The sequence below is a fragment of the Candidatus Bathyarchaeota archaeon genome, from assembly GCA_026014805.1.
Lineage (GTDB): Archaea > Thermoproteota > Bathyarchaeia > Bathyarchaeales > SOJC01 > JAGLZW01.
The window spans coordinates 1-23,284 of record JAOZHR010000004.1; the positions used below are offsets into that span (position 1 = coordinate 1).

27 protein-coding genes and 1 tRNA gene are annotated in these 23,284 nt (G+C 41.0%); 10 read left to right on the plus strand and 18 right to left on the minus strand.

Going from position 1 to position 23,284, the window contains the following annotated elements; all coding sequences use genetic code 11:
- Positions 1–126: 126 nt before the first annotated feature.
- A complete protein-coding gene (locus NWE91_00530; GenBank protein ID MCW3984891.1) occupies positions 127–1,050 on the plus strand; it encodes an SPFH domain-containing protein in 924 nt (307 codons plus the stop codon).
- Between the two features lie 371 nt (positions 1,051–1,421).
- Here NWE91_00530 and NWE91_00535 read toward each other — a convergent pair whose 3' ends face one another.
- From NWE91_00535 to NWE91_00555, 5 genes are read right to left on the minus strand one after another with little or no spacing between them, the layout of a single operon-like run.
- The gene (locus NWE91_00535; GenBank protein MCW3984892.1) at positions 1,422–1,550 is read right to left on the minus strand and encodes a hypothetical protein; all 129 of its coding nucleotides are present in this window, start codon (positions 1,548–1,550) and stop codon (positions 1,422–1,424) included.
- On the minus strand, positions 1,547–1,765 hold the full coding sequence (locus tag NWE91_00540; GenBank protein MCW3984893.1) for a hypothetical protein: 219 nt from the start codon (positions 1,763–1,765) through the stop codon (positions 1,547–1,549). The genes NWE91_00535 and NWE91_00540 overlap by 4 nt, the downstream gene beginning before the upstream one ends.
- Positions 1,765–1,923 (minus strand): hypothetical protein, encoded by a 159-nt coding sequence (locus tag NWE91_00545; GenBank protein ID MCW3984894.1) that lies wholly within the window; start codon positions 1,921–1,923, stop codon positions 1,765–1,767. Before NWE91_00545 ends, NWE91_00540 begins: the two co-directional genes overlap by 1 nt.
- Positions 1,920–2,300 (minus strand): hypothetical protein, encoded by a 381-nt coding sequence (locus tag NWE91_00550; GenBank protein MCW3984895.1) that lies wholly within the window; start codon positions 2,298–2,300, stop codon positions 1,920–1,922. The genes NWE91_00545 and NWE91_00550 overlap by 4 nt, the downstream gene beginning before the upstream one ends.
- Complete coding sequence (locus NWE91_00555) at positions 2,275–2,409, minus strand: hypothetical protein (GenBank protein ID MCW3984896.1); 135 nt, start codon at positions 2,407–2,409, stop codon at positions 2,275–2,277. Before NWE91_00555 ends, NWE91_00550 begins: the two co-directional genes overlap by 26 nt.
- 202 nt (positions 2,410–2,611) lie before the next feature.
- Between NWE91_00555 and NWE91_00560 the strand changes: the two genes are divergently transcribed.
- Positions 2,612–3,634 carry a hypothetical protein gene (locus NWE91_00560; GenBank protein MCW3984897.1) on the plus strand — a complete coding sequence of 341 codons (1,023 nt, stop codon included), beginning with the start codon at positions 2,612–2,614 and terminating at the stop codon, positions 3,632–3,634.
- Positions 3,635–3,836: 202 nt separating this feature from the next.
- On the opposite strand, the gene NWE91_00565 is transcribed toward NWE91_00560, so the two are convergent.
- The 5 genes from NWE91_00565 to NWE91_00585 form a co-directional block, all read right to left on the minus strand.
- Positions 3,837–5,687: a hypothetical protein gene (locus tag NWE91_00565; GenBank protein ID MCW3984898.1), complete on the minus strand. Its 1,851-nt coding sequence runs from the start codon at positions 5,685–5,687 to the stop codon at positions 3,837–3,839.
- Between the two features lie 240 nt (positions 5,688–5,927).
- Complete coding sequence (locus tag NWE91_00570; GenBank protein MCW3984899.1) at positions 5,928–6,242, minus strand: uracil-DNA glycosylase family protein; 315 nt, start codon at positions 6,240–6,242, stop codon at positions 5,928–5,930.
- Positions 6,243–6,257: 15 nt separating this feature from the next.
- On the minus strand, positions 6,258–6,533 hold the full coding sequence (locus NWE91_00575) for a hypothetical protein (protein MCW3984900.1): 276 nt from the start codon (positions 6,531–6,533) through the stop codon (positions 6,258–6,260).
- A gap of 137 nt (positions 6,534–6,670) precedes the next feature.
- Complete coding sequence (locus NWE91_00580; GenBank protein MCW3984901.1) at positions 6,671–7,186, minus strand: GNAT family N-acetyltransferase; 516 nt, start codon at positions 7,184–7,186, stop codon at positions 6,671–6,673.
- Between the two features lie 11 nt (positions 7,187–7,197).
- Positions 7,198–7,920, minus strand: a complete 723-nt coding sequence (locus NWE91_00585) for a lactate utilization protein (GenBank protein MCW3984902.1) — start codon at positions 7,918–7,920, stop codon at positions 7,198–7,200.
- A gap of 515 nt (positions 7,921–8,435) precedes the next feature.
- Between NWE91_00585 and NWE91_00590 the strand changes: the two genes are divergently transcribed.
- Positions 8,436–8,933, plus strand: a complete 498-nt coding sequence (locus NWE91_00590) for an emp24/gp25L/p24 family protein (protein MCW3984903.1) — start codon at positions 8,436–8,438, stop codon at positions 8,931–8,933.
- A gap of 162 nt (positions 8,934–9,095) precedes the next feature.
- On the opposite strand, the gene NWE91_00595 is transcribed toward NWE91_00590, so the two are convergent.
- The 3 genes from NWE91_00595 to NWE91_00605 all read right to left on the minus strand — a co-directional run bounded on the left by NWE91_00595 (position 9,096) and on the right by NWE91_00605 (position 10,858).
- Positions 9,096–9,254 (minus strand): hypothetical protein, encoded by a 159-nt coding sequence (locus tag NWE91_00595; protein ID MCW3984904.1) that lies wholly within the window; start codon positions 9,252–9,254, stop codon positions 9,096–9,098.
- Between the two features lie 131 nt (positions 9,255–9,385).
- On the minus strand, positions 9,386–10,102 hold the full coding sequence (locus tag NWE91_00600; protein MCW3984905.1) for a hypothetical protein: 717 nt from the start codon (positions 10,100–10,102) through the stop codon (positions 9,386–9,388).
- A gap of 201 nt (positions 10,103–10,303) precedes the next feature.
- Entirely contained in the window at positions 10,304–10,858 is a 555-nt protein-coding gene (locus NWE91_00605) for a nitroreductase family protein (protein ID MCW3984906.1), read from the minus strand.
- Between the two features lie 272 nt (positions 10,859–11,130).
- On the opposite strand from NWE91_00605, the gene NWE91_00610 reads away from it, so the two are divergent.
- Both NWE91_00610 and NWE91_00615 read left to right on the plus strand, forming a co-directional pair.
- Complete coding sequence (locus NWE91_00610) at positions 11,131–11,319, plus strand: hypothetical protein (GenBank protein ID MCW3984907.1); 189 nt, start codon at positions 11,131–11,133, stop codon at positions 11,317–11,319.
- Between the two features lie 35 nt (positions 11,320–11,354).
- Positions 11,355–13,616: a right-handed parallel beta-helix repeat-containing protein gene (locus NWE91_00615; GenBank protein MCW3984908.1), complete on the plus strand. Its 2,262-nt coding sequence runs from the start codon at positions 11,355–11,357 to the stop codon at positions 13,614–13,616.
- Positions 13,617–13,720: 104 nt separating this feature from the next.
- Here the strand turns inward: NWE91_00615 and NWE91_00620 are convergent, their stop codons facing one another.
- Positions 13,721–14,044 (minus strand): hypothetical protein, encoded by a 324-nt coding sequence (locus NWE91_00620; GenBank protein ID MCW3984909.1) that lies wholly within the window; start codon positions 14,042–14,044, stop codon positions 13,721–13,723.
- 532 nt (positions 14,045–14,576) lie between these two features.
- Here NWE91_00620 and NWE91_00625 point away from each other — a divergent pair.
- From NWE91_00625 to NWE91_00635, 3 genes are all read left to right on the plus strand, one after another.
- Positions 14,577–14,768, plus strand: a complete 192-nt coding sequence (locus NWE91_00625; protein ID MCW3984910.1) for a hypothetical protein — start codon at positions 14,577–14,579, stop codon at positions 14,766–14,768.
- Between the two features lie 324 nt (positions 14,769–15,092).
- The gene (locus tag NWE91_00630) at positions 15,093–17,273 is read left to right on the plus strand and encodes a right-handed parallel beta-helix repeat-containing protein (protein ID MCW3984911.1); all 2,181 of its coding nucleotides are present in this window, start codon (positions 15,093–15,095) and stop codon (positions 17,271–17,273) included.
- 206 nt (positions 17,274–17,479) lie between these two features.
- Entirely contained in the window at positions 17,480–17,680 is a 201-nt protein-coding gene (locus NWE91_00635) for a cold shock domain-containing protein (GenBank protein MCW3984912.1), read from the plus strand.
- Between the two features lie 129 nt (positions 17,681–17,809).
- Here the strand turns inward: NWE91_00635 and NWE91_00640 are convergent, their stop codons facing one another.
- Positions 17,810–18,364: a hypothetical protein gene (locus tag NWE91_00640; protein ID MCW3984913.1), complete on the minus strand. Its 555-nt coding sequence runs from the start codon at positions 18,362–18,364 to the stop codon at positions 17,810–17,812.
- Positions 18,365–18,597: 233 nt separating this feature from the next.
- On the opposite strand from NWE91_00640, the gene NWE91_00645 reads away from it, so the two are divergent.
- Together NWE91_00645 and NWE91_00650 are read left to right on the plus strand one after the other, a co-directional pair.
- On the plus strand, positions 18,598–18,942 hold the full coding sequence (locus tag NWE91_00645) for a hypothetical protein (GenBank protein MCW3984914.1): 345 nt from the start codon (positions 18,598–18,600) through the stop codon (positions 18,940–18,942).
- Between the two features lie 54 nt (positions 18,943–18,996).
- Positions 18,997–19,602, plus strand: a complete 606-nt coding sequence (locus NWE91_00650) for a 50S ribosome-binding GTPase (GenBank protein ID MCW3984915.1) — start codon at positions 18,997–18,999, stop codon at positions 19,600–19,602.
- A 120-nt stretch (positions 19,603–19,722) separates the two neighbouring features.
- Here NWE91_00650 and NWE91_00655 read toward each other — a convergent pair.
- The 3 genes from NWE91_00655 to nrdD all read right to left on the minus strand — a co-directional run bounded on the left by NWE91_00655 (position 19,723) and on the right by nrdD (position 22,968).
- Positions 19,723–19,799: transfer RNA gene (locus tag NWE91_00655), tRNA-Val, on the minus strand.
- 469 nt (positions 19,800–20,268) lie between these two features.
- Positions 20,269–20,622, minus strand: coding sequence for a hypothetical protein (locus tag NWE91_00660; protein ID MCW3984916.1), 354 nt, complete (start codon positions 20,620–20,622; stop codon positions 20,269–20,271).
- A gap of 375 nt (positions 20,623–20,997) precedes the next feature.
- Positions 20,998–22,968, minus strand: coding sequence for an anaerobic ribonucleoside-triphosphate reductase (gene nrdD, locus NWE91_00665; protein ID MCW3984917.1), 1,971 nt, complete (start codon positions 22,966–22,968; stop codon positions 20,998–21,000).
- Between the last annotated feature and the right edge of the window lie 316 nt (positions 22,969–23,284).

Below are 23,284 nucleotides of genomic sequence, written 5' to 3' on the forward strand. Positions count from 1 at the left end.
CATCAAAGAACAGGATCTAAACAAAATTAGGAAAATTCTAGAGCGCGCGCAAACACGCAATATTTATGTAGTGGCTGTCTACTGAACAATTGGCAAATAAAAAATTGACAAAACATGGTGAACGTATTGGGAGAAGATGAAAGAACCCAAACAGGTGTCTCTCTTAAGGTAATAGCGTTGATTTCAGTGCTAGCATTCTTTTTCATATTCATGATAGGCTTCGGATTGGTTATGGTAGTTCAAGTTGGCGTGGGACATGCTGTAATACTTGTAGACCCTATTGCAAGATCAACTAGTGATCCAATACTAGGTCCAACGTACACAATTAAAGCGCCTTGGGTTACTGCTGTTGACATTTACTATGCTACAGACACATTTGAAGACACAATTCCTAGTTTCTCTTCGGATCAACTTGAGATGGAAATTGAAGTTCTAGTGAGATGGTCACTTGACCCTGAGAAAATTAGGGATCTCTACAACAATTATCCAAATCTGAACTACAAAGAAAAGGCCATCGAGTCAATCATGGAAGAAACCATACGGCTAATAACCAAAAACTACACTGCTTTGGAAACTATAGAGTTCAGAGATGTTGTAAGAGATCAAGTGGAAGCAACTGTTATTCAAGAGTTGAACACAGAACCATCACTAGCAGGTGCCTTGATGCGTTTTGAACTAGACCTGAAGAACATTGGCTATCCGGAAAAATACACTTCGGCCATAGAAGATAAACTCGTGGCACAACAGCAGAAGATTCAGGCAGAATTTGAGAGAGAAAAAATATTAATACTGGCTAACGCAACAGCTCAAGAAATCATCATCACGGCAACAGGTGAAGCTGAAGCCAAAGTCATAGAAGCTAACGCAACAAAAGTAGCCATTGAACTGGTTTTGGCGTCGGTTGGTCAAAGTGGAAATCAGACAAGAATTGCAGAGCTCTATCTCTGGGTCCAAGCTTTACAGAGAATTGCACCAGACGTGGAAATACTAATAGTAGGTGCAGATGGAATACCCGTGTTGATTCCAACGAATTCGACAACAACACCCTAAAACTCAGACACATTACTCCCCTTTTTTATTTTGTATTGCACATACTCTTGAAAGCTTCTCAGATTAAGTGCATGCATGCTTTAGAAATAATCAGAAAGGCGTATGAAGAAACCTTGTAAATCTGTTTATTTCAAAAAAACAGTGCATAAAAAGATATGTTCAAACCATCACCATAAAGAGACTAGAGAGAACTGAGAGGCTGAGGAGAGGCACAGAGGAGACAGAAGGAAGACTTTATTGTTGTCTTTTTCAGCTGCCTCCAACTGTTTATGCATGTAATTCAATCTCAGGGGGTGGTGGGGGAGGGCGGGGTGGGATTTGAACCCCCAAACCCAAATGCGGGCACAGACGACAGCGGAATTCGAATTTCATCACTGGATATACAGAGTCTTCCGCTTTTTGTCGAGTTTGAGAGCTTCTTCATAGAGAAGCAATTCGTAGGATTCCAGTTTCTCTTCCGCATTCCGCGTTTGCCTCGGTTTCTGTTTTCGAGTGGTCATTTGAACCCCCAAAACCTGCGAATCTTTACTTTCTTCTTTTTTGCGCATTCACGTGTTTTTGTTGGAACCTTTGTATATCGGCGTCCTGGAATGATGATTTCATAGCTGTTTGGGTAGAAGGGGTAGCAATATTTGCTCACAGTCTCCTTGATGTGCCTAGTAGTCAAGACCTTGACGCATTTTGTCTCTCTTACAACTCTACATTTTCTGGTCATTATTCCACCTTCTTTGTACAAATACAGTAATTGTCTACTACGTACCCTGTAGTTGTTGAACGTTTTTGAGGAATGCATCGCTCGTTAGGATGTAGTATTTTCAATCTCTTCTCGACGTATTCTTCGAATCTTTTCCATTTTGGTTTCCTTCGAGTCAATATTGAAACCTCCAAAGCTCAGTTAGACCATGTTCAAGCTTTCCAAAGTCTTCATTCATAACCAGAGCCTCTGCGCTATGTTCACCAAGATACCACGCTATTGTGTTTCCAGTAGTCTGGGTTAATCGAAAGAGACCACATTTCTCGCAAGGTCCCCCAAGCCAAGCTTTAGGCTCAGGCAGCCAACGTTGGATTCCCCATCTGTGTCCTTTTCCATCAACGCAACAGAGATGATATCTAAACCACTCATCCAATACATCTTTTCGTTGCTGCATAGAAAGCCCCACAACAACGATCCTCAGCATTCCGTGTTCAGCTAATCGAATTTTTCGGTTAAGTTCCAGTAGTTTTCTAGTATGTTCCTGCTCTGTCAGCACCTAGCAACCCTCCTCTTTTTGCCTCCTTTACTCTTGATTTTTCTTCTTTACTTCTCTCTGGAAGGACGAAAACTCCTCCCGGATACTCACGTTCTCTTCTATGGGCCACACATACCACCTCCGAGAGTTTGTCCGCCCCCAGTAGGCCCGAACACACCGAAAGCGGCAAAAAAGAGAAAGGGAAAGTCTCTAATATTTCCGTGTACAGTTGTCCTCCGGAGTATAAATTTATCCCGAACAATGTCCTCTTAGGGATAAGCATCGGCAATGGTTATATGTAGTTACCAAGAATAATCAAGGGGGTAATTCATTTGGTTAAAACGAAGGCTGTTCATAAGGGAATAGATGATCAGATTAAGGACTATATAAAGGAACAACCTCAAGTGAAATGCACTTTGACCCAGATGGCAAAAGAGGGAGGCCTAAGGAAGGGGGGTGTTTCCAGAGCCTGGCTAAAGAAGCATCTCAAATCTTTGGAAGAAAGAGGGATAATATACTCAAATATTGTAAGAGATCCAATTAGAAATGTTCAATACAAATACTACACCTTGAAAGCCACTTGTCCTCCAGGAGATGTTGGACTACCTGAATTCATATCTAAAAGCACCTGTTTATATAAGCAGTTGGCAGTTGAATTCTACTCGATATTTGAACCGGTCTATATACCCGTAGCTAGGAAATATTGTGATTTGTGTGAAGCCTTTTGTAAGGCTACAGTCAAGAACCTTGAGGGTGGGGATTTTGGCTGCTACGATTTCTTGATGCTATATTGCGGCTGGGTAACCAATAAGCCTGTTATAGACACGTCGGAGAAGGAAATGAAGATTTTCAAGAGAAAGGCCGATGCATGGAAACAAAAGCAAATTCTCAATACGCCTCTTTTGCTAGAAGATCTAACAATTACCTTGGTTGACTGGACTTTTTCTAATGGACCAGTAGATTCTGAAGAAGGTATAGTGATGTGTGGCGATTGTAAAGGAAAGACGACCTGTATGAAAGATGGCTTGCAGTGGCTTTCTGACCTGATTGGTGACTATGTGGAAAAGATGCCACAAAGTGACCTTAGACGATTCTGGGAATGCATGTTACAGGGAATTCCAGAAATAAAGACTAACCTACTTCGAAGCTATTTCAAGTCTAGATTCAACTTGAAAGAACACAACCCATTCACCATGTTGGCTATATACGAATCTGGTGCTATGCCATTTTTATATTCTAAGGTATTGCCACGCTCCTTTGCCTTTTTGGTGGAAAGAATTATACAACCCCGAATTAAAGAGATTACAAACATCAAGAGCACATATGCCAAAAAGCTCAGGTCGCTGTCTACTTAGCATCACCAAATATTATTCGAATGAGCCGCGTAGAGCTGAAGCTTGAGAGAGAGAATTACACACACGCGCGCCAAGCAGTCTCAGTTTGCGAGTTTTGTGGCCGAGTTAAAGGAAAAAGGAATTACAGGCAGTGAATAAAGACGAAAGATAATGGTGGGGGCGGGGTGGGCGGGGATTTGTACACTGAATGTCCTTTATCAAATTAATTGCGATAATCTTTTTTTCTTCTGTGTTTACTATAGATTATTGCTGTCAGTAGTGTTATGGTCATGAATAGTGGCAGGACGATTAGTGATGGAAACTCTGGAATAACTATAGTCTCATTTAGTACGTCTGTAGAAGGATCAGCGAAGATGTATCCATTGCCCATACCGACATAAATCGAGTTGTTAAAAGTAACCATGGAGATAGCGTAGAATGCATCCTCAGTAGCGTTGAAAGAAATTTCCCAGTCTGTGCCATCAAAAATGTAGATTTTATTAGCAGTTCCAACATATAGCTTATTGTCATAGGTTTCTAGCGAGTAAATCCAATAGTCATGATCAAACACAGTGGTCCAATTATTTCCATCAAACTCAATTGCTCTTCCACTGAAGCCTGAGTATCCTTGATAGATCGGTTTCCTCCAGCCTTGATCTCTCGTAGCCAAGTAAAGCCTGTTGTTGTAAACCTCCATATCAAGAAAAGCGTTGACATCATCGAATGTCTTTGCAATGGTCCAATCAGCTCCATCGTAAGAATACACGGTGTCTCCAGAGGCTACATACAGGTTATCATTGTACGCTGCGAAAGAGTCAATACTGCCGAAAGGACCAGGGAAATTCAGAATAGTTGCATAATCTGTGTCTACGTGCCAGTTAGCAGGATTCACAACTGAACCATTGCAATAGTACAAAGTTGGAGATTTATCCAACACTGTTCCCGCATACAAGGTATTATTGTAAACTCCTAACGGTTTGATATAATTGGAAACTGTGAAAACCAACGTGAAGTTTGCGCCGTCGTAATAGTATAATCCGCCTTTTCCTCCGATAACGAGTTTATCTTGGTAAGGTTCCAGTGAAAGGATATAGGTCGGTGCATCAATCATGTTCCAACTGCCACCGTCATACATGTACAGCTTATTGTCAGAAGTTACATACAAGGTTTCGTTGTATACAGTGAAATCCACAACTGGATATCCACCTGATTCTATGAAGCTTGTTGTCCAGTGTGGGCGCAAGTCCAAGTTGAGTTGTTCAGGATATTGGTCATCCATTACAGGATGAGGATAAGCGTCATAGTTTTCTGGGTAAATGCCAATGTCATGGAACATCTCCAAGAACTCTGGTACTGCAAAAACGGTTTCATTCATGTATCGTTGTTGTAATGGTGTTGAAAAGTTGAAGGCTTCCTCAATTGAGACGTATCCATCATCATTTAAATTTGCAGATGAATTCAACAATGCATTACAGAAATAGTAGTTCCAAACACTTCCTATTATTGGAAGCCCTTCTTCTTCAACACCAGCCCAACCAACCTCATGTGCAGAACAATGGGCTAAGGAGATGTGGGGGGATGAATCATTTCTAATGGGCTCAATAAATGCTTCTGCTGTACAAGTATCAACCATAAGAACCTTTTTTGACGTATTCAGTTTTTCCCATTCAACAGGAAACCAATCATTCCACAGAAGAACGTTACGCATCCACGTTCCATGTGTAAATATGTATAACAAAGCGATTTCACCATAGCCTGTGTTATTAACTAACCATCCAACTGCTTCCTGTACAACCGAGATGGTAAGATTATCGTGTATAACATGCACATGATCACTTTGCCAGCCTAAGCTGAACAAAGCCGTTTGCATTCTTTCAGAATTGATAAAGCCAACCGGCATGTCGGTATAGCCTTCAGGAAACTCGTTCATCTCCAACAGGACAGCCCAGCCATCAATAGTCCAAGCTCTAGACTTCGATTTAACTGGTTGAATGTTAAATGCCGACGTTAACACACCTATCAACAGGAACGTCAACACAATTCCAGAAACAGCTTTTTTGTCCATTTCCCCCATTCCCATACCCACGTAAGACCCTGATGAACTAGCAGAATAATTGCAGTTTCTCACTTTTAGTCCTTATGGAAAAAACTTCTAACATCATTTCAATTGGTTAACGCGCGCACTATTTTTCAAAAATAACATTTGTGGATAAAGGTTCCATCATACAGCATTCAGGTGTGTTCAACCAATCACTATAGAAAGACTAGAGGGAACTGAGAGGCTGAGGAGAGGCACAGAGGAGACAGAAGAGATTCATCGAATTTTCATGAAAGCGCTATCTATCTCATTGGTCCACTTTCTGGTTAGTCCTCCAGGAAAGGGACATACTATTACACGATAGCCTGATAAGCTTGTGTCATAGTTTTGTGTTATTCTGTGTTGGACCAATTCTTCGAAATCAGCAGTTTGCTCAAGCGCATATTTGGCTGTATTTCCAAGTATGAAAACAGTGTTAGGTTTCAGCTGCTTGATTTCTTTCAACAAGAATCTTTTTGAACAGGTTTTGGCAATCCTATACAGTACCTTCTTTTTTATTGATTTATTTAACCTACATTTGATTGTGTCAATAAGAAAATAGCCTCTCTAGTTGAAGACCTCCAGCTTGTTCAAGTTCAGCCTTGACAGAACTTCTGTTCTTAGATTAATCCGCTTCTCAGCAACTGGAGTATAGAAATAGCGTTGTTTGCCATTCCATGGCGGAGATTCAGCGACGAAGAGAACATCCACTTTTCCAGGTTTCCAACTTCTCTCCACATCAAATTGAACGTAGGGCTTCTGATCAGCATTGAGTTTATCATAACTAACTAATTTCAGATCTATGCATCTAGTACATTTCCGAATTTCATCAGACATAGTCATAATAAGATTCTCACTCTTTTCTACTTTCTAGCCTAGTCTAGGAAATATAAGATTCTAAGATTTTTCCTTAGTTAGAAATTATAAATTAGAAAATTATGTAGAACACATTCCTTTTCACATTTCCTTGCACCGGCAAATTATTCCAGTATCAAGCCCAAGTGGATCATGTCATGGTATTTTCTGTCGTGACCTAAGAACGAGTCTTCACTTATTCCTTCAGTTTTGAAATCAAATTTTTCGTAGAGATGTATTGCAATCTTGTTATCTGCTACCGCTTGTAGTTCTATTTTATGCATTTTCTCTCTTTTTGCAAGCTGAAGGAGTTTTTTGGTCATAGCTGTTCCCAATCCAACATTCTGGAAATCTTGATGCAAATAAATTGCTAAGTCGCCAACTCCTTTCCTCCTCGGATGTGGAAACTTGTAGATGGATGCATAGCCAACAATTTTGTTTTTGTATTCAGCTACAAGAGGGATCAGATTTTGTATGTTGTTAATCCATCTTTGAATACATTCGATTGTGTAAGGAGCCATACTCCACTCAAGAGCCTCATCAGACATAGAAGAGAACAAATGGTAGAGTCCATTCTTATCATCTACCTTAAGGAATCTGAGGGTTACTTCCCTCTTGTCTTTCAATTCCATTTCCCACATTTAATCAACCTTTAATCAGGTGTCTGCGAACTGGCAAAAATCCATGTGGCCTTTTCATAGTTTGATTTTATCTGGCTGATGCGTTCAGCGGCCCATTTTTCATCCCAACTCAATCCTAAATCTTTGTCAATAAGCATAATTGTTATGTCAGTTCGCCAAGGTTTTTTCTCGATAACAGTAGTAACATTGCAGATTCTATGATTTGAACTGCAATCGCTACACTTCCCAGTCTGAACACAAGGTGTTGCGAAATCTTTGGCTTTTGCATGATAGGGTGCTATAACATTCTTTATACGGTGAAGAGCTTCCTTAACATCCTTTACTATTTTGTTTCTACCTACAACGATAATAACTTTCTTTGGCCCAAAAATCATTGCAGCAACACGATTTCCAACAGCGTCTATGTTGACAAGTTTCCCATCTGCAGTAATGGCATTAGTTCCAGTAATAAGTACGTCGCATCTGAAAATTCTTTTTGACATTTCATGACGCACTTCACGTTTGCTTGGGTCAGTTGTCAACTTCCTAGAGAAAGGGTTCAGAATCCTTGTTCCTCTCTTTTCTAACTCTTTGAAGATTCCAATCTGCCGAACGGTTGCAGAATCTCCAACACCAACTACAGCATCCTTTGAAATCATGCCAAGAATCGTTTCCTTTGCAACTCCGCTGCTCTTTACAAAATGCGCATCGAAATTGTTTGCTCGAAGATTTCTTAATGCCTCTTCTGTTTGCATCCCCATTCAACACCGCATTGAATACTTCATCATGTGCACAAATGCACGCATGTAAGTTTCTCGGTTTCTACTTTAAATATTAATGCGAGCGCTTCGCGCTCTAGTCTACCTCTCTCAAGCCTCTTAGTTCTCTTCAGCCTCCCTACTTTATGCAGGTTGACTTCTCAACTGCTATCACTATTCATGCATGCATATTCAATCTTAGGTGGTGGTGGGGGTGGGGTGGGCGGGGTACATGCATGTATGTTGTTACGTGTTTGCAGGTGTTTTCTTAGGTAACGTTTCTGAGTTTTTCTAATTTCTAAATTCTAACTCGTATATTATTTAGAATTTCTAATTATTTTATTCATTTAGAAAATAGAAATTAGAAAATCAAAATTTGTAAATATGCGTTTTGAACAGTCTTGGAGGTTATGTACAACGAGGTAAAGAAGAAACATAAGCGAAGAATGGGAACACGACAAACTGATTTTAAAACGAGCAACACTTATTCTACAATAGTGGAATAATGTAAAATGATGTTCTTCAAAAAGAAATATGCATTAGGCTTGTTAATGTTTGCTGGATCAACTATCTTTGTTTCTGGGGTTTATCTTACCTTCTTTTGGATGAAAGGAGGAATAGGTGATTATAATATTGCAGGAGGAGCTACGCTTGAACTCTCATGGTATCTTGAAACGAATGATAGAACTGAAGGAAGGATCACAGTCGGCGGTGGAAACGAAGAGATAAAATTCTACGTCAAAGATCCTTATGGAGTAGTAATATACGATGCTGGGGTTGTGAAAACACGGGTTGATACTGGTTTTACAGCAGCAAATTCGGGGATATACAGGTTCTATTTTGAGAATCAAGAAAACTCTAGTGAAAAGATTGTTAAAGTAAGATTTCGTTCACCATATGAACCTAGACTTACAATTTTTGACATTATAGGCTTATCAATAATGTTTGTAGGTTTTGCTATTTCGACTTATGGTGTGAGAGGGTTATGGATTATAACGCACACGCATTAGTTCTCCTTAAGCAATTTTTCTGCATATTCTCTCCATTGAGTCTTAACATAAGGCCCTAAACTCTCAATATCCGAGACTCCCACAAAATCTCTCAAAGCAAAAAGTGTGTTGAAAACATATTTGCTTTTATGCGCCATTCCAGAAAGCAACCGTAGAGACTGATTAAATTCTCTTTATCACCCAAATTTCGTTTTCAACTTCCACAAAATCAGCACACTCCTCAAACTTCCCAATATCCTCACAATTCAAGAACTTCTCACAATTTAGACAAACTTCAACTCTTTCTCTCTTCAACTTTCTTTCTAAATCTTCTTTTTTCATATTCATCAATCAAATATGTGAAAGGACTAAGCTGAACCACACTAAAATCCTAAAAGACTCTTCCATTGAAACATTAGATTACAGCGAGTTTCTGGAAGCCGCAAGTTTTCAAAACCAATGGACATTAGGTATCATGCTATTCTTGTCCCAAAGCCTTGTGGCATAGGACTGTTGTTATACACCTCTTGCACATTGAAGAGATAGACAGGTCTATCTAATCGACGTTTCTCAAGTGGAATATAATGGAAAGAATCATGAACAGCGTTTACAAACTCGTAGTATAAGCCTTCTTGGTGAATGTCCAGCCATCCATGAAGCTCGAAGCTTAAATTTGATGGTCTATAGAAGAGCAGACAAGCAGTCTTATTTTGCTGAACTATCTTCCACGTATGTTTAGACGAATGTGGCTTGCTTTTTGCTAGTTCAATGGTGGACATTTTGGTGAAATCAACCTTGCGCTTAGCCTTTTGAGGTTCAAAATAGAGATACTCCAGAAGCAACCTCATTCCATCTCTTTGATAGTCTTCCATTATCTTGGCTTTTTCTTCGCTGGCTTGAGCTCTCTCAAACTTCCTATCAGCAGATACTGCGTGTCGATTAAACGCATTTGTCGCTTCAGAAAAGAACTCTTCTTTTAGTACATATCCCATGCCAACTATCTTTGCATTTAGGTGGATTTTTCCACTTGGTTCAGCAAATGCTGTACATAAAGCTGGATTGTGTCTTGTGCTTTCAAGGAAGAAAAGGTTCATGTCTCTCTCGTGTTTGCCTTCTAGAAAAGCCTTGATTGAGTCACGTCTCGAGAAAAAATTCCATTTCAAAAACTTTGACGGCAGTTCTACAACCATATTCACAACCTCAGATTGTCAAGCTATACTAAGTCAAAGGAGTTTTACAAATTTATAATTTCTAATCCAGTTTAATTTTTTAGAAATTCTGGTTTTCTTGATGATTAGAAATTTAGAAAATTATAAAACTGCGAGTCTTGAGGCATCTCCATCTGGTCTCTCTGTTAGCTTCTGTGGATTGACTCTTGGCGCGCACATGAATTAGTTTAGGAATTCAGTGACTTCATCGACCGATTTTCTGGGTCTTGGCTTTGGGTTTTCCGAAGGCCATCCAAGTGCGACAGCAGCCATTAACTTCCAAGGCTTTCCAAGATATTTCTTCAAAGCTTCTAGTGTGCAGAAAATGTCGCCAATCCATAAAGTTCCAAGTCCTAAAGAATAAGCTTTGAGAAGCATGTTTTGAATTGCAGCTGCCACACTATGATTTTCAGTCTCCCAACCTCTTTCAGCCGTATTCCAAACCATAATTACAACTGGAGCTTCTTCCATAATGGAACAAGATGAAAAGGAAGAACCCATTTTCCTTTCGCCGATTCTCTTAGATTCCATTTCCAGCTCATGTTTAAACAAGTCAGTTAACTCCTTCTTTACCTGACCAGTAAGCACAGTGAAGCGCCATTGTTGACCATTCTTTGCTGAAGGAGCAAAGGTTGCAGCTTTGACGATTTGTCTTATCAGTTCTCCTGGCACACCCTTGCTAAGGTAACTTCGAATACTTCTTCTACCCTCTAAAGCTTGATCCAAATCCATTTGCATTTACCTCGGCTCTCTACCAATAACAAACATGTTAATTAGATTTTATGTACATGTCTCTCCTTCAGTTTCGTGGATTACTTTCAACTACTAGCAAGTTCGAGTTCGCTACAAACATTCTAAGGAGTTCATGGATAGATTTCGATTTTGTTCGATTCTCAGACAAGATTGAAATGTTGCTGTTGTGCAATTTCTATTTTGGGTGATAGTAACGTCTGAAGAAGAGGATGAACGGTTTTTCTGGTTTGATGAGGAACTAGACAGGGAAGATGAAGATGAAGAAGACGGTCGAGACCGATTTTGCCATTGACGATTTGAAAGCCATCAAGATTGCTGGCAAGTTGCTTGACCTTTACCAGTACAATGCTTTGCAAGGACATTCCTTGGAGCTCTTCCTTAAGATATCTACAGATGCGTACGCATATGACGTAGCGTCGAGTAGGAGATTCTTTCAAAAACGATAAATAGTCTCCGAGACATGTTGTATTTGGGAGATAGTATGAAAAGTGTAGTTCTGCCAACACTGAGCTTACTTCTAATTAGTATGTTTCCATTTGGAAGCGGAGAGATACCAAGTCTGTCGTTCTCTTTAACCCCTTATGTAATGTTTGCGAACTCAGCTACCGAAACAATAAGATTTGAAACCAATGTGAACGCAAACTTCACCATAGACTATGGCACAACCGCATCATATGGACACATTGTAAGCAGAGGCACTCTAGATATCATGCATGAAATAAACATAACTGGGTTGTTGCCAAACACTTTGTATTATTATAATGTAACTATCAAGAGTCCAGATGGTCAAACCAGCAGTTATGATTCAACTTTCACAACAGCTGTCGATGGTGGAACTTCTGCGTCAAATTTCGTATTTGCTGTTCTAGGAGATTCGAGAGCAGATTCTGGTGATGGTGTGGACACTAACGAGTTTCCAACTCTGATAAATCACGCTGTCAACAATTACAATCCAAGATTCATAATTATGACAGGCGATGTAGTTACAACTAGTGGTAACGATTACAACACGATAAAGCAAGCCTGGAAAACATATACAGACCAAGTAGTAAGCATTTCCGACCACATACCAATCTTCAATGCACTGGGAAATCATGAACATGTAACTGCATCAACACCTAATGCTTTATTAAGATATCAAGAAATCTGGATGCACCCACATAATGGTGACGGAGAAAGCGGATATTATGATGAAGTCACATTCTGGCAAGAGTTTGGGAATTCTTTGTTCATTTTCACCAGTACAGAAGAGCCATCCTTTTCACCAAGGATACAATCAAATCAGTTGACTTGGTTAAACAACACTCTGCGAAAAAGAGGATATACACATAAGTTTGTCTTCTTCCATAGACCAATATGTGGCACGACTAGGTCGGGAACTGTATCTGGTAGTTATCCTGCAGACTCAGCAATGTTAGACCAAATGTTCAGCGACAACAATGTAACAATCGCTTTTGCTGGACACAACCACTATTATTGCTATAACACTACTGCATCGGGAATGACATATGTGATTACAGGTGGGGCAGGAGCACCTTTATATCCGACAACAAATGGTTTGGGAACAGTGAAATATAGTGAATACCATTATGTGGTTGTAAATGTCACAGACGTAACAGTAAATGCCACTATGGTAAACATGACTGGTTCTGTAAGACACAGTTTTCAGGAGTATGGCGTCACGCAAAAACAAACAATTACTGTTCCAGATGACTATCCAACAATTCAAGAAGCTATTAACAATGCAAATGAAGGGGATACCATCTTTGTCAAGGCTGGAACTTACTATGAAAGACCACTGGTAAACAAGACTGTGTCACTTGTTGGAGAGGACAAACAAAACACAATAATTGACGGAAACTACAGTGGAAGCGTTGTGAAGATAACAAAAACTAACGATGTCAGTTTGACTGGATTTACCATACGAAATGCTGGATATCATTGGTACCCCTCTGCCGTGTTCGTGCAAAATTCAACAGGCACTACTTTGAGCCATAACATTATTGATAATAGCTCATATGGAATTAGGGTCTACTACTCCAATAATAGCACTTTAACCGACAACATCGTAATCGGGCACAATTGGGCTGACCTTGGAATTTACATTCATTGGTCAAACAGCTGCATCATCTCTGGCAACGATGTTTCAGGCGGCTGGGCAATCACCATAAAAGGCTCTTATAACAGCAAGATCATGGATAACATGATCTTCGCTAAGGGCAAATACGGAATCAGGCTTGGTTGGTCGCATGGCAACCTTATCGCCTACAATACCATTCTCAACGCAACTGCAGGTCCACCGCATGCTCCAAGCTATGGACTCTGGTCGAGCTATTATAGCACCGATAACATAATTCACCACAACAACTTCCTCAACAACAGCAATCAAGCTCATAGTCACAACTTGACGAACATTTGGGACAACGGCTGTGAAGGCAACTACTGGAGCGACTACAACGGAACTGACTTGGACGGTGACGGGATAGGAGACACACCATATGTTATTGATGTGAACAACACAGACAACTATCCCTTGATGAAACCTTACTGGGATCTAGCAGATATAGATCACGATTTGGATGTTGACATCTTTGACATTGTAATAGCTGCTGGTGCTTATGGTTCTACACCTTCAGACCCACACTGGAACCCACACTGTGACATAGCTGAACCATATGGCATCATAGACATTTACGACATAGTGATGATCTGCACGAGCTATGGAGAAGAATACAACCTTTAACTAGCCTTTCTAATTCCAATAAACTCTTTTGTGAACTTCCTAGAAAGATATTAATTCTTAGTTTTCCTTTTGCTGATTCTACCTTTGGTAAGAGTCCACTGCTATTACCAAAGGCTTTGTGTCACTCCGTATGATAATAGAAACATCATCATTGAAGCCACGAAAGAGTAAATTGAGACTTTGTAGACAACTTCCTTGTTCCCATACCCCGATGCAAACAGTGTAGAAGAAGTAATCGTAACCATTAGAGCCACAATCGTGAGAGCACGTAGAATTCTCTTGAACTCATCCTCTTGATAATAATAATAGGGAAAAAGTAGAAAACTTGAGTAAAACATAAACAACGAAATTACGATAACCCATCTAAGATTTCTCCCTTTTTCTATCACCCCTTTATCCTCTTCATCCTTTCGTTCAACTCCAAGCAAGAAAAAACCTATGCTTAGGGGAAGAAGCGGATAAACATGAAAGTTTTGTCTTAGAAAGGCAAACACATTAATTATGCTCTTACTAGTCCAGGGGTGGATAAAGAAAGCTATCGCACTTGTTGCCAGAATTACCAAGAACGAAACGAAAAACACTAATGATATAAAGAAACAATCTCTAGATTGGAAGTTCAAGGCATCTCTGCTTCCTATATCATACGGTCCATTTTTAAGATTTTAGGAACACGTATCATGAAGTAATTTGATTCGAACTGGTCAACTCTTCATTGCCTTCAAACTTTGCTCTTTCTTCTGGATACTATGACTGCTAGTAGTGTTGCAATCATGAATAGTGCCAGAATGATTAGGGATGGAAACTCTGGAACAACCGAGAAAAGTTCGGGAAAACCAAGCCTTGAAATTTTAATCAGCTGATTAAACCGCTAGAAGGATACGATAAGGCTTAAATCTTGGCTGGTTTAGTTGACTTGGCGAGGAATTAGATTGAGTTCAAGAAATGGAGGTGAAGAAGAAAATGTGTAGAGAATGTTGTTGTGGTCCACCTTATCGTGAGTGGAAGCAAGGGCATGGACATGGATATGGACATGGGCATCGTAGACGATTCTTTACCAAGGCGGAAAAGGCTGAGAAGTTGAAGAGCTACGCAGAAGAGCTAAGGAAGGAACTCACCGCAGTCGAGGAGCACATCAAGGGGTTGCAAAGTTAAGGGCATCCCATGATGAGAATGCTCCCTCTTCTTTCCATCACATCGATTACGCAGCGAAGAGCTCTAGTCTATCTAGTAAACTAATCCTAGAATGGGGAAGAGCATATGAAAATCTTGGCTTCCAAAATTTAAACAATTGATTAACTGAGTCAACTTAACCATAACATAAATTCGACAAAGGCATGACTTCCTAGAACCCAAACTACATATGGCGAAATTTTTTTGAGAATTGAAATGCGCGCGCGCATTCAGCTTTGAATGTTAATAGAAGGGTCCTTCAAAAACGATAATAGTTTCCAAGGTATATTGTATTTGGGGAAAGAAATGAGAAGAGTAGCTCTAATTGCGATTCTGATTTTGTTCTTATCTTTGCCTGTTGCGGTGTCGATTACTGGTTACTCTAATGTTACAGTTTCAGCAGCAAAAAACATGATTGACTCCAATCCTTCTTTAGTGGTGTTAGATGTTAGAACTCAGAGTGAGTACGATTCTGGACACATCAGAAATGCAAAGCATATCCCAGTTGGAGAATTAGAAGGGAGATTAGACGAGTTAGAGACTGCTGATGAAATTTTGGTTTACTGTAGGTCTGGAGGAAGAAGTGCCACTGCAAGTCAGATTCTTGCGGAAAATGGCTTCTCTCAGGTCTTCAACATGCTAGGAGGAATAACAGCATGGATAGATGCGGGATACCCAATATACGTCAAATACTCTTCCATCCAAGAAGCTATAAACAGTGCAGATGGAGGAGACACAATTTATGTTTCTTCAGGAACATACTACGAAAATGTGGTGGTGAACAAGAGCGTTTCATTGATTGGGGAAGACAAAAACACCACAATAATTGATGGTGACCAAACTGGGACCGTTGTTAGAGTAACAGAGGATAATGTGACTATCAAAGGATTTACAATCCAGAGCGGAGAAGTTGGTTTGGACCTGAACAGCAATAATAACACAGTAGCCTCCAATAAGTTTAGGTCTCATGGTCTACAAGAAACAGACATAATAACTGATTTGGAGATTCATCAAGATGCACCAGCATCTCCTGTTTGGAGGTTCTTGTACGACCTAATTAACGGGAGTTACACTGAGTTCATAGAATTGACAACTGAGACTCCTATCATCGGTGTGAAAGCCTCTGGCCATTCTGACGTAGTGGAGCTTTTACTTGGACTCTTCCACGATGAGAACGAAGACGGTGTCCCACAGCTCCATGAATTTACTGGATTTGCAAGTCGAGGTCATGAAGCCTGGGCCTATCTTTTTGATCCTCCAAAAGGTCGGTACATTATCAAAGTTCGAGGAAATAATGTGACAGGAGATCCTGGGCACTTTGACAGGGAGATAATAAAGTTTAAAGGCTATGGAATAGGGGTTCACAATTCTTCCAATAATGTTTTCTCAGAGAACCTGATTACAGAAAACTATGCAGGGTTGTATATCCAATCTTGTTCGAGCGTGATGATACGTATGAACGATGTGACTCGAAATGTAGGAGGCATCATTGGTGGGAATTTGACGGATAGCATCTTTTATACTAATAAAATTCACCACAACAATTCTAGCGATGATTTTAGCATTGGAATTTTACTTAGAGCTTCCAAAAACATTGATCTGACTAACAACCAACTGTCCTTCAATATGTTTGGGATAAGCCTATGGAATTCATCCTACATTGACATTATTGAAAACGATTTCTATTCACACGTTGGCTCAAGTATTGGACTTCACTCTTCGTCTGACAATAACATAGTAAATAACAATATATCGAAAGTGAGCGTACTTGATGGCATTAGGTTAATGTTTTCTTCAAGGAACAACCTAGAGGGAAATGGCATATCCGAAAGCGAACACTCTGGGATACTACTGTGGTATGACTGCATCAACAACACCGTCATAGACAATAACATACGACTAAGCGGAATTCAAGGCGTCAGCCATGGACATGGTATTGAAGTTCTTTTGTCATCCAACAATGTTTTTGCAGACAATGTAATTTCACATTCACGTGTACAAGGTATTATTATGATCGAGGCATCTAACAACAACTTCACAGGAAACCTCATTTCTTCAAACTGGGATGGAATTATATTATGGTCATGCAATGAAAATTGGATTTACCACAATAATATTATTGACAATTTGGGTCAACAAGGTTACGATGACACAGGCGACAATCATTGGGATAACGGATATGAAGGCAACTACTGGAGCAACTATAGCGGCACTGACTTAGACGGAGATGGGATAGGTGACACGTATCTTCCTTGGGAAGAAGTAGACAATTATCCTTTGATGAACCTTTACTGGAATCCAGCAGATATCAACCATGACTTGAAAGTAGATATTTATGATGTTGTTTTGGCTTGTAGTGCCTATGCTTCTACTCCTTCAGACCCACACTGGAACCCACACTGTGACATTGCAGAACCTTATGAAATCATAGACATTTACGATATTGTTATGATAGCTGGAAGTTATGGAGAAGAATACAATCCTTAAGACATCAAATGCCTCTTAACTCAGAACTTTCAAGCCGACTATATCATATATCCTCTTTAGTCTCTCAAGACCCTTTCCTGTATAATGCTTAGCCAACACGTTCTTTGATGCTCTTCCTTGAAAGACATCAACAAATGCGTACAAATGCAAGTTATATATAGCCCAATGAGAAAGTAAAGCCAAAACGAACAAAAGAGGTGAAATACGTGACAGAGGGTACAGTGGTGAGATGGCTCGACGGGAGAGGCTACGGGTTCATTAAATGCGAAGATGGCAAAGAAATCTTTGTTCATAACTCGGATATCCAGGGCAAAAGCAGCCTCAGAGAAGGAGAAAAAGTAGAGTTCGAAGTGACAGACACAGGTAGAGGACCGAGAGCCGTCAAAGTTAAACCGATTTCTGAATAAATCGAGAACATTTGTCGAAGATTCAAAAATCGGCTTAAATTATCGGGGTTTAAGTTTTTCTTCTGATTTGTAGACTGGTTCTACCTTTCCCTAAAGCGCGCACTGAAAACCTTTCAACAATCCGTCTTGTTATCTCGAGGTTTCCTTTTGAAACCTCTTTTTGAATGCTTTTTCTCGCCACTTTTCTTCCCAACTCTTCCATCCCGTCTTTACCAGCTTTTCTCTGATTTTGGGTTTTTCCGCAACCCATTCTAGAAGCGTCCAGAAACGTCTCTTGTCTCCCAGTCTTTCTGTTGACACTCCCACTTCTTTGCACCATTCTACGTAGCTTCTCTCAACCAACTCTTGGAGGTCGCCAGCGATTTGTACTTCTTCCACGTTGAATCCCCGGTCTCGCAGGTGTCTACGTATGCCGGAGAGAACATATCCTGAGCAGACCTTGAAACGGGTTTCCCTGTCAGGCTGCATCACCTCAACGATCTCCTCGGCAATCTTCACGGCGTCATCCAAGTACTGTTTATTTTCGAAGTTGGGCGGCTGGAAGCAGGAGACCGAGATTCTGCGTTCCATGTACCTGCGTTCTGGAAGTTTGAGGGCGCCGATTACCACGCCTAAAATAAGGTCTCCCCATCCAGCATCATCTATCAAAATCTCCTTTCTAGACAGAAACCGATCCAACTCCATAACCTACGTCACCAAGATCTTCAACAAATTGACTCTTTTCAAGCCGTTTATGTTTATCTGCCGACCATATATGCGGCCTCTCCATCAAACAGTAAGGAATGAATGTGTAAAAACCTTCTAAGTGTTTCTTTTATATCGCCGGGGATGTCTTCGACATTCGCGTGCGCTTAATTTTGAGAACATGTGTGGAACATATTTAAAACACGATGACTTTAGTTTGCTAGAGTTTTTTTATGCCGCTGGTTAAGCCTGTTGTTAAGATCGAGAACGTCGTTGCCTGCGCCGCCCTGAAGCATGGGATCGACTTAAGTGCGGTGGTGAAGGCTTTTCCAGTGGTTAATTATCAGCCAAAACGATTTCCCGGGCTGGTCTTTAAGCTGAAGAGGCCGAGAACAACTACCCTGATTTTCAGCACTGGCAAGATGGTTTGCACAGGAGCCCGATCCGGGAGGGATGCAGTGAGAGCTCTGAAGAAGGTTGTTAAAACCTTGAATAAGGGCGGAATAATAATCAATGGCAAACTTGAAATAGGAATAAAGAACATCGTTGCCACCGCAAGCCTCGATGCATGCATGTAAAATATATGTGTGAATGGGATAAGCAAATCAGACTCCTTCCCTATAATAATTAGTATGCTTGAGGAGTATTTAGTTTTCACTGGAAGACCTAATGCAGGTAAGAGCAGCATCATCAGAGAAATTGTAGGCTTAGATGTAGTAACCGGAAAGCGTCCGGGAACAACACGAAAAATATCGAAGCACCCTTTAAACAGTGGCCTAGTTCTTGTGGACATGCCTGGTTTTGGCAGGATCATGGGTGTCTCTAAGCGCTTAGAGAATATGAGGAAGAATCGGATCATCGATTTCTTAGAGTCTAACGCTCAAAACATAGCCTTAGCTATCCACGTTCTCGACATATCCACGTTCCTAGAAATATCATGGCGTTTGGAAAAGAAGGGGATAATCTCGATAGATGTTGAGATGATCCAGTTTCTAGCTAAGACGTTACGTGAGTTTCCCTTGGTGGCGGCTAACAAAATAGATAAGACCGATAAGAAGGAAATAGATGCTAACCTAAAAGAGTTCATGCACAGGATCAGCAACGGACATATCTCAGCTGTTGCGGATAAAGTGTTCCCAGTGAGTGCAAAGACTGGAGAAGGATTAAGCGCCTTAAAGAGCGCGATTCACGAGAAGTTGGTAGCAAAGGGGTATAGAACGCCGTTTAAAGTGCGATGAATTCGAGCTTTAGTAATATCGTAGAATCTTGGAGTATACTCTGCGGTTATCTTGTAAATACCAATAATTTGCGCGCGCAATTTCAAACCTTATAAAGGTGATGGTTCCAGACCCAAAAGATGGTGGGCCGGGCCGGACTTGAACCGGCGACCTTCTGCGTGTCAGGCAGATGTCCTACCATGCTAGACGACCGGCCCTTGTGTTCTTCTTAGGACTAAAACCTAAATATGTTTTATTTATACCTAGATCTTTATACCCATTTATACTCAGGACTACCGATTAGAGAATTATCAATTTTATGGTGCTTATACACCGTCTACCGTTCTCAAATGCAACATGCGCTCACGCAGCGATACCAGACGAGTTGAAGAGAATAAAGCCTATAATGATCTGCAAGAGTATTAGGGCAGACCAAGAAACTCACCATATGTTTTCTCTCCGTTTCCATTCTTTTTCTCTGAACTTCTTATGATTCATGTTCAACTCACCTTCCAATTTGATAATCACTAACGGAACGCCACTCAACTATTCTGTTTAGAAAGCAAACTGATGGATTTAATAACTGCAGGATTTCAAACTTTCTAATTTATGACAAAATTGAAACTCACAAACTTCTGAATTTTTAGATTTGCTGCGCGCATAAGTACTGGTGTTCCAAGTCTATGTTTACTGTTCTTTATCGTAAACAGTACTTTCGTGTGTTTGCATTCCAACTGGGCATTCTCTTATTTGTTCTGTTGTCAATGAATTCAAATCAGTTGCTTCCTGATGTACTGACTGAGCTGTTGTTCCAGTTTGTGATCGTCCAGCCGGTTTCAAAGACGTTGCAGGCTTGACTCGTGGTGCAGGAGTTTTCTCGCGAATGCTTGGTCGTACTGATAAACCGCCCTGTAAGTAAGCTTCGCGGCAACTACCACCGGCAAACAAAAGCGCCCCAAACGAAATGAGACCAACATATATGTTTGAGCTTCTTGTGGGCAGTGCGATTACAGAAACGAGTCCCCACATAATCATAATCAAACCTAAACCACTCATAAAGCCATAGACAAATGCGCCTAATCTATGATTTCTTATTTCTGTGTACAAGTGAATCACAGTTTTGAAAAGGTTTTCTTACGTTATAATCGTTATGAAATTGTAATAACTATACTGAATCCGAACTTACATGCACCATAGTGCTATATCAACTAGAGTTTTTGCTTTGATTGACATTAAAAATTTGATACAAAGGCTGCCCGAAACGTACAGATCTCTCATGGTATCGAATCGTCTCTGATTCAACATCTTCGTCTCGCAAAAGTGGGAACAATCGCGATTTTTGGCTTACGATATCTCCGATACTGCATCTAGTGTGCACATCAAATCTTCGGCTGTTTCCCAGTTCAATTCTTATGGCTATACTACGTATCTGTGTCTGTCTTTGAACTCTTGCACCTTGCCCGCATTCCAACCCCGCAGCTGCTGATAATACCCTGTAATCCTGGACCAATGCTCCAAATCATTACCCTCTGCCCCGCAACGCTTGCATCTAACCTGCAAATTAGCCTCCACATTATTGCACTTCCGGCAAATCGTCATATCTCGGGTGAAGGCAAAATAAGCTGCCAACGACTCTGTTGCAATCCGCCTAATCAAGCTCCAAACCGCCTTGGGCGATGGGTTGCTCTCCCCGAGAAAAACATGCAAGATCGCGCCGCCTTTAGTCAATGGATGAAAACTCGACTCAACCCTAATCCGCTCCAATAGTGGAATCCTAGCTGACGGTCGAATATGAGAACTATTGGTATAGTAAATGCCCCCATTGCCAACATCGCCCTGCACAACTGCCTTTTCTCCAAACAGCCTACGATCAACCAAAGCTAACCTGTGCGCACAACTTTCTGCGGGGGTTTGAATACATCCAAACCGATAACCTGTCTCTTCCGCATAGTCGTTCACCCGCTCAGCCATGTGCCTAATTACTCGCAATCCAAAACGCCACGCGTTAGGGTCTTCATGCATCTCCGCACCCAAATGTGCCTTTAACAGCTCATTCAAACCTACAAAGCCCACGTTCAACACTTGTTTGTCCACGTTTAGATAGGGCTCGCCAAAGCAGTCCATGGCACAAAACGGCAGCGTACCTCCCTCCAGTCTATCTTTAACAACGTCCCGCTTAATGAAAAGTACATCCTTAGCCATGTCCATACGTTCATCTAAAAGCTCAAACAACCGATCATCATTTCCCCCAGCCTCATAAGCCAACCTCGGCAAATTAACAGTCACAACCTGCAAGCTCCCCATCCGCATAGCGCCCTTATGAAAGTCTTTCAACTCGTCACTGTCAGGCGTAAAGATCAACCTGCAACATTGACTATTCACAATGTCAGGCATATAGTCAGGGCAAAGGTTGAGGAAGTACGGGGTTCCAAACTTGGACGCCAATGCAGCCACTTTAATATATTCATCTTCAAACTTATCCAAATATTCTCGTCGCAACTTCACTTCACACTTGGGGAAGTTGAACGGTTTCCCCAAATAGTCTCCGCCCATGTAAACGTCGAGGATAGCATTAAAGAAGGCATTAGCCTCGTCATAATAGTCAAGGTAGGTCTCCGATCCACTGACTTTTCCACCGGGCAAAAGCACAGGCACATCCCAAATAATCTTGGGCACTGCACACTCTAAAGCAATGGAAGAAAAAACCGTCTGGCCACCCCGTGCGACGTACATCTGTGACATCTCGTAGATGTACATCTGCGCTAGCTGCTTCATACGATCATATGACAAACCTCTCACGAATGGTGCAAGCCATACGTTGAAAAAGTCATAGCCTTGTCCGCCCGCCCAATTCGTTTGTGCCGCCGCTAAAGCCTTGGCTGCGTGCAAAATTGCCACCTCCGCATGCTTCGCAGGACCAGCCACAGCCGTATGCACGCCTTCACCGTCGACAATCAAACCTTTTCTAAGAAAGAAGCGTAGGTCATGCTCTTGGCAGAAGGGCCTAGTTGCGAAGTACTCAAGATCATGGATGTGAATGGCGCCGGCAATGTGAGCGTCTGCCAAATGCGGTGGCAAACAGTTTAACAACGCGTATTGGTCAAAAATGGCGTCGGCGGCAAGCTTGTGAATTGTTTCCGGATTGTGTTGGAGATTAGCATTCTCTTTGTCACCAGCGCGGATGAGTTTTTCGACATCAAACAGTGGAATACCGAGTCTGGTGTATCTAGCTCTGGGTCGTTCAAAATTGTTCTCTAATAATGCTACGCAGACAAACTCTCGAATTAGCGGACCAGACAAAAACTCTAGATCTAAGGTGTTTATCCGATCTGCAATGTCTAGGGCTATTTTATCTGCAACTTCGTCTGAAAGCCCTGTTTCTTTCATTAGAGAATCTCTTATTCTCTGTGGATTAAAGTCCTCGAACATTATTTTGGATGTTCTAACTCGTGGGAAATATTTGAGCGAATCTACAGTATATTCTTGTTGGCTCGTGGAAAAACCTCCGCAGCGAAACACAGTACTGCTTTCAGACTCTTAGAATTTTCAATATACATTTCAGCTAAAAAACAGACGGTGTGGATTGCATAGGCCATGGTCTCTATATACATAAAGATATAAATTTTTCACACTTCGCAGATTACTTAAGATTTTTAGATAAGGCTGTATAAAATGCTGTAGTTTCATCCTTCAAAATTGACAT

Bases quoted from the DNA above. Each gene is read 5' to 3' on its own strand.
- NWE91_00575 (MCW3984900.1), bottom strand. From the start codon at position 6,533: ATGACTATGTCTGATGAAATTCGGAAATGTACTAGATGCATAGATCTG.
- NWE91_00650 (MCW3984915.1), top strand. From the start codon at position 18,997: ATGCTTGAGGAGTATTTAGTTTTCACTGGAAGACCTAATGCAGGTAAG.
- NWE91_00580 (MCW3984901.1), bottom strand. From the start codon at position 7,186: ATGTGGGAAATGGAATTGAAAGACAAGAGGGAAGTAACCCTCAGATTC.
- NWE91_00630 (MCW3984911.1), top strand. From the start codon at position 15,093: ATGAGAAGAGTAGCTCTAATTGCGATTCTGATTTTGTTCTTATCTTTG.
- NWE91_00565 (MCW3984898.1), bottom strand. From the start codon at position 5,687: ATGGGGGAAATGGACAAAAAAGCTGTTTCTGGAATTGTGTTGACGTTC.
- NWE91_00595 (MCW3984904.1), bottom strand. From the start codon at position 9,254: ATGAAAAAAGAAGATTTAGAAAGAAAGTTGAAGAGAGAAAGAGTTGAA.
- NWE91_00640 (MCW3984913.1), bottom strand. From the start codon at position 18,364: ATGGAGTTGGATCGGTTTCTGTCTAGAAAGGAGATTTTGATAGATGAT.
- NWE91_00585 (MCW3984902.1), bottom strand. From the start codon at position 7,920: ATGCAAACAGAAGAGGCATTAAGAAATCTTCGAGCAAACAATTTCGAT.
- NWE91_00590 (MCW3984903.1), top strand. From the start codon at position 8,436: ATGATGTTCTTCAAAAAGAAATATGCATTAGGCTTGTTAATGTTTGCT.
- NWE91_00615 (MCW3984908.1), top strand. From the start codon at position 11,355: ATGAAAAGTGTAGTTCTGCCAACACTGAGCTTACTTCTAATTAGTATG.
- NWE91_00600 (MCW3984905.1), bottom strand. From the start codon at position 10,102: ATGGTTGTAGAACTGCCGTCAAAGTTTTTGAAATGGAATTTTTTCTCG.
- NWE91_00540 (MCW3984893.1), bottom strand. From the start codon at position 1,765: ATGACCAGAAAATGTAGAGTTGTAAGAGAGACAAAATGCGTCAAGGTC.
- nrdD (MCW3984917.1), bottom strand. From the start codon at position 22,968: ATGAAAGAAACAGGGCTTTCAGACGAAGTTGCAGATAAAATAGCCCTA.
- NWE91_00605 (MCW3984906.1), bottom strand. From the start codon at position 10,858: ATGCAAATGGATTTGGATCAAGCTTTAGAGGGTAGAAGAAGTATTCGA.
- NWE91_00535 (MCW3984892.1), bottom strand. From the start codon at position 1,550: ATGACCACTCGAAAACAGAAACCGAGGCAAACGCGGAATGCGGAAGAG.
- NWE91_00610 (MCW3984907.1), top strand. From the start codon at position 11,131: ATGAAGAAGACGGTCGAGACCGATTTTGCCATTGACGATTTGAAAGCC.
- NWE91_00645 (MCW3984914.1), top strand. From the start codon at position 18,598: ATGCCGCTGGTTAAGCCTGTTGTTAAGATCGAGAACGTCGTTGCCTGC.
- NWE91_00625 (MCW3984910.1), top strand. From the start codon at position 14,577: ATGTGTAGAGAATGTTGTTGTGGTCCACCTTATCGTGAGTGGAAGCAA.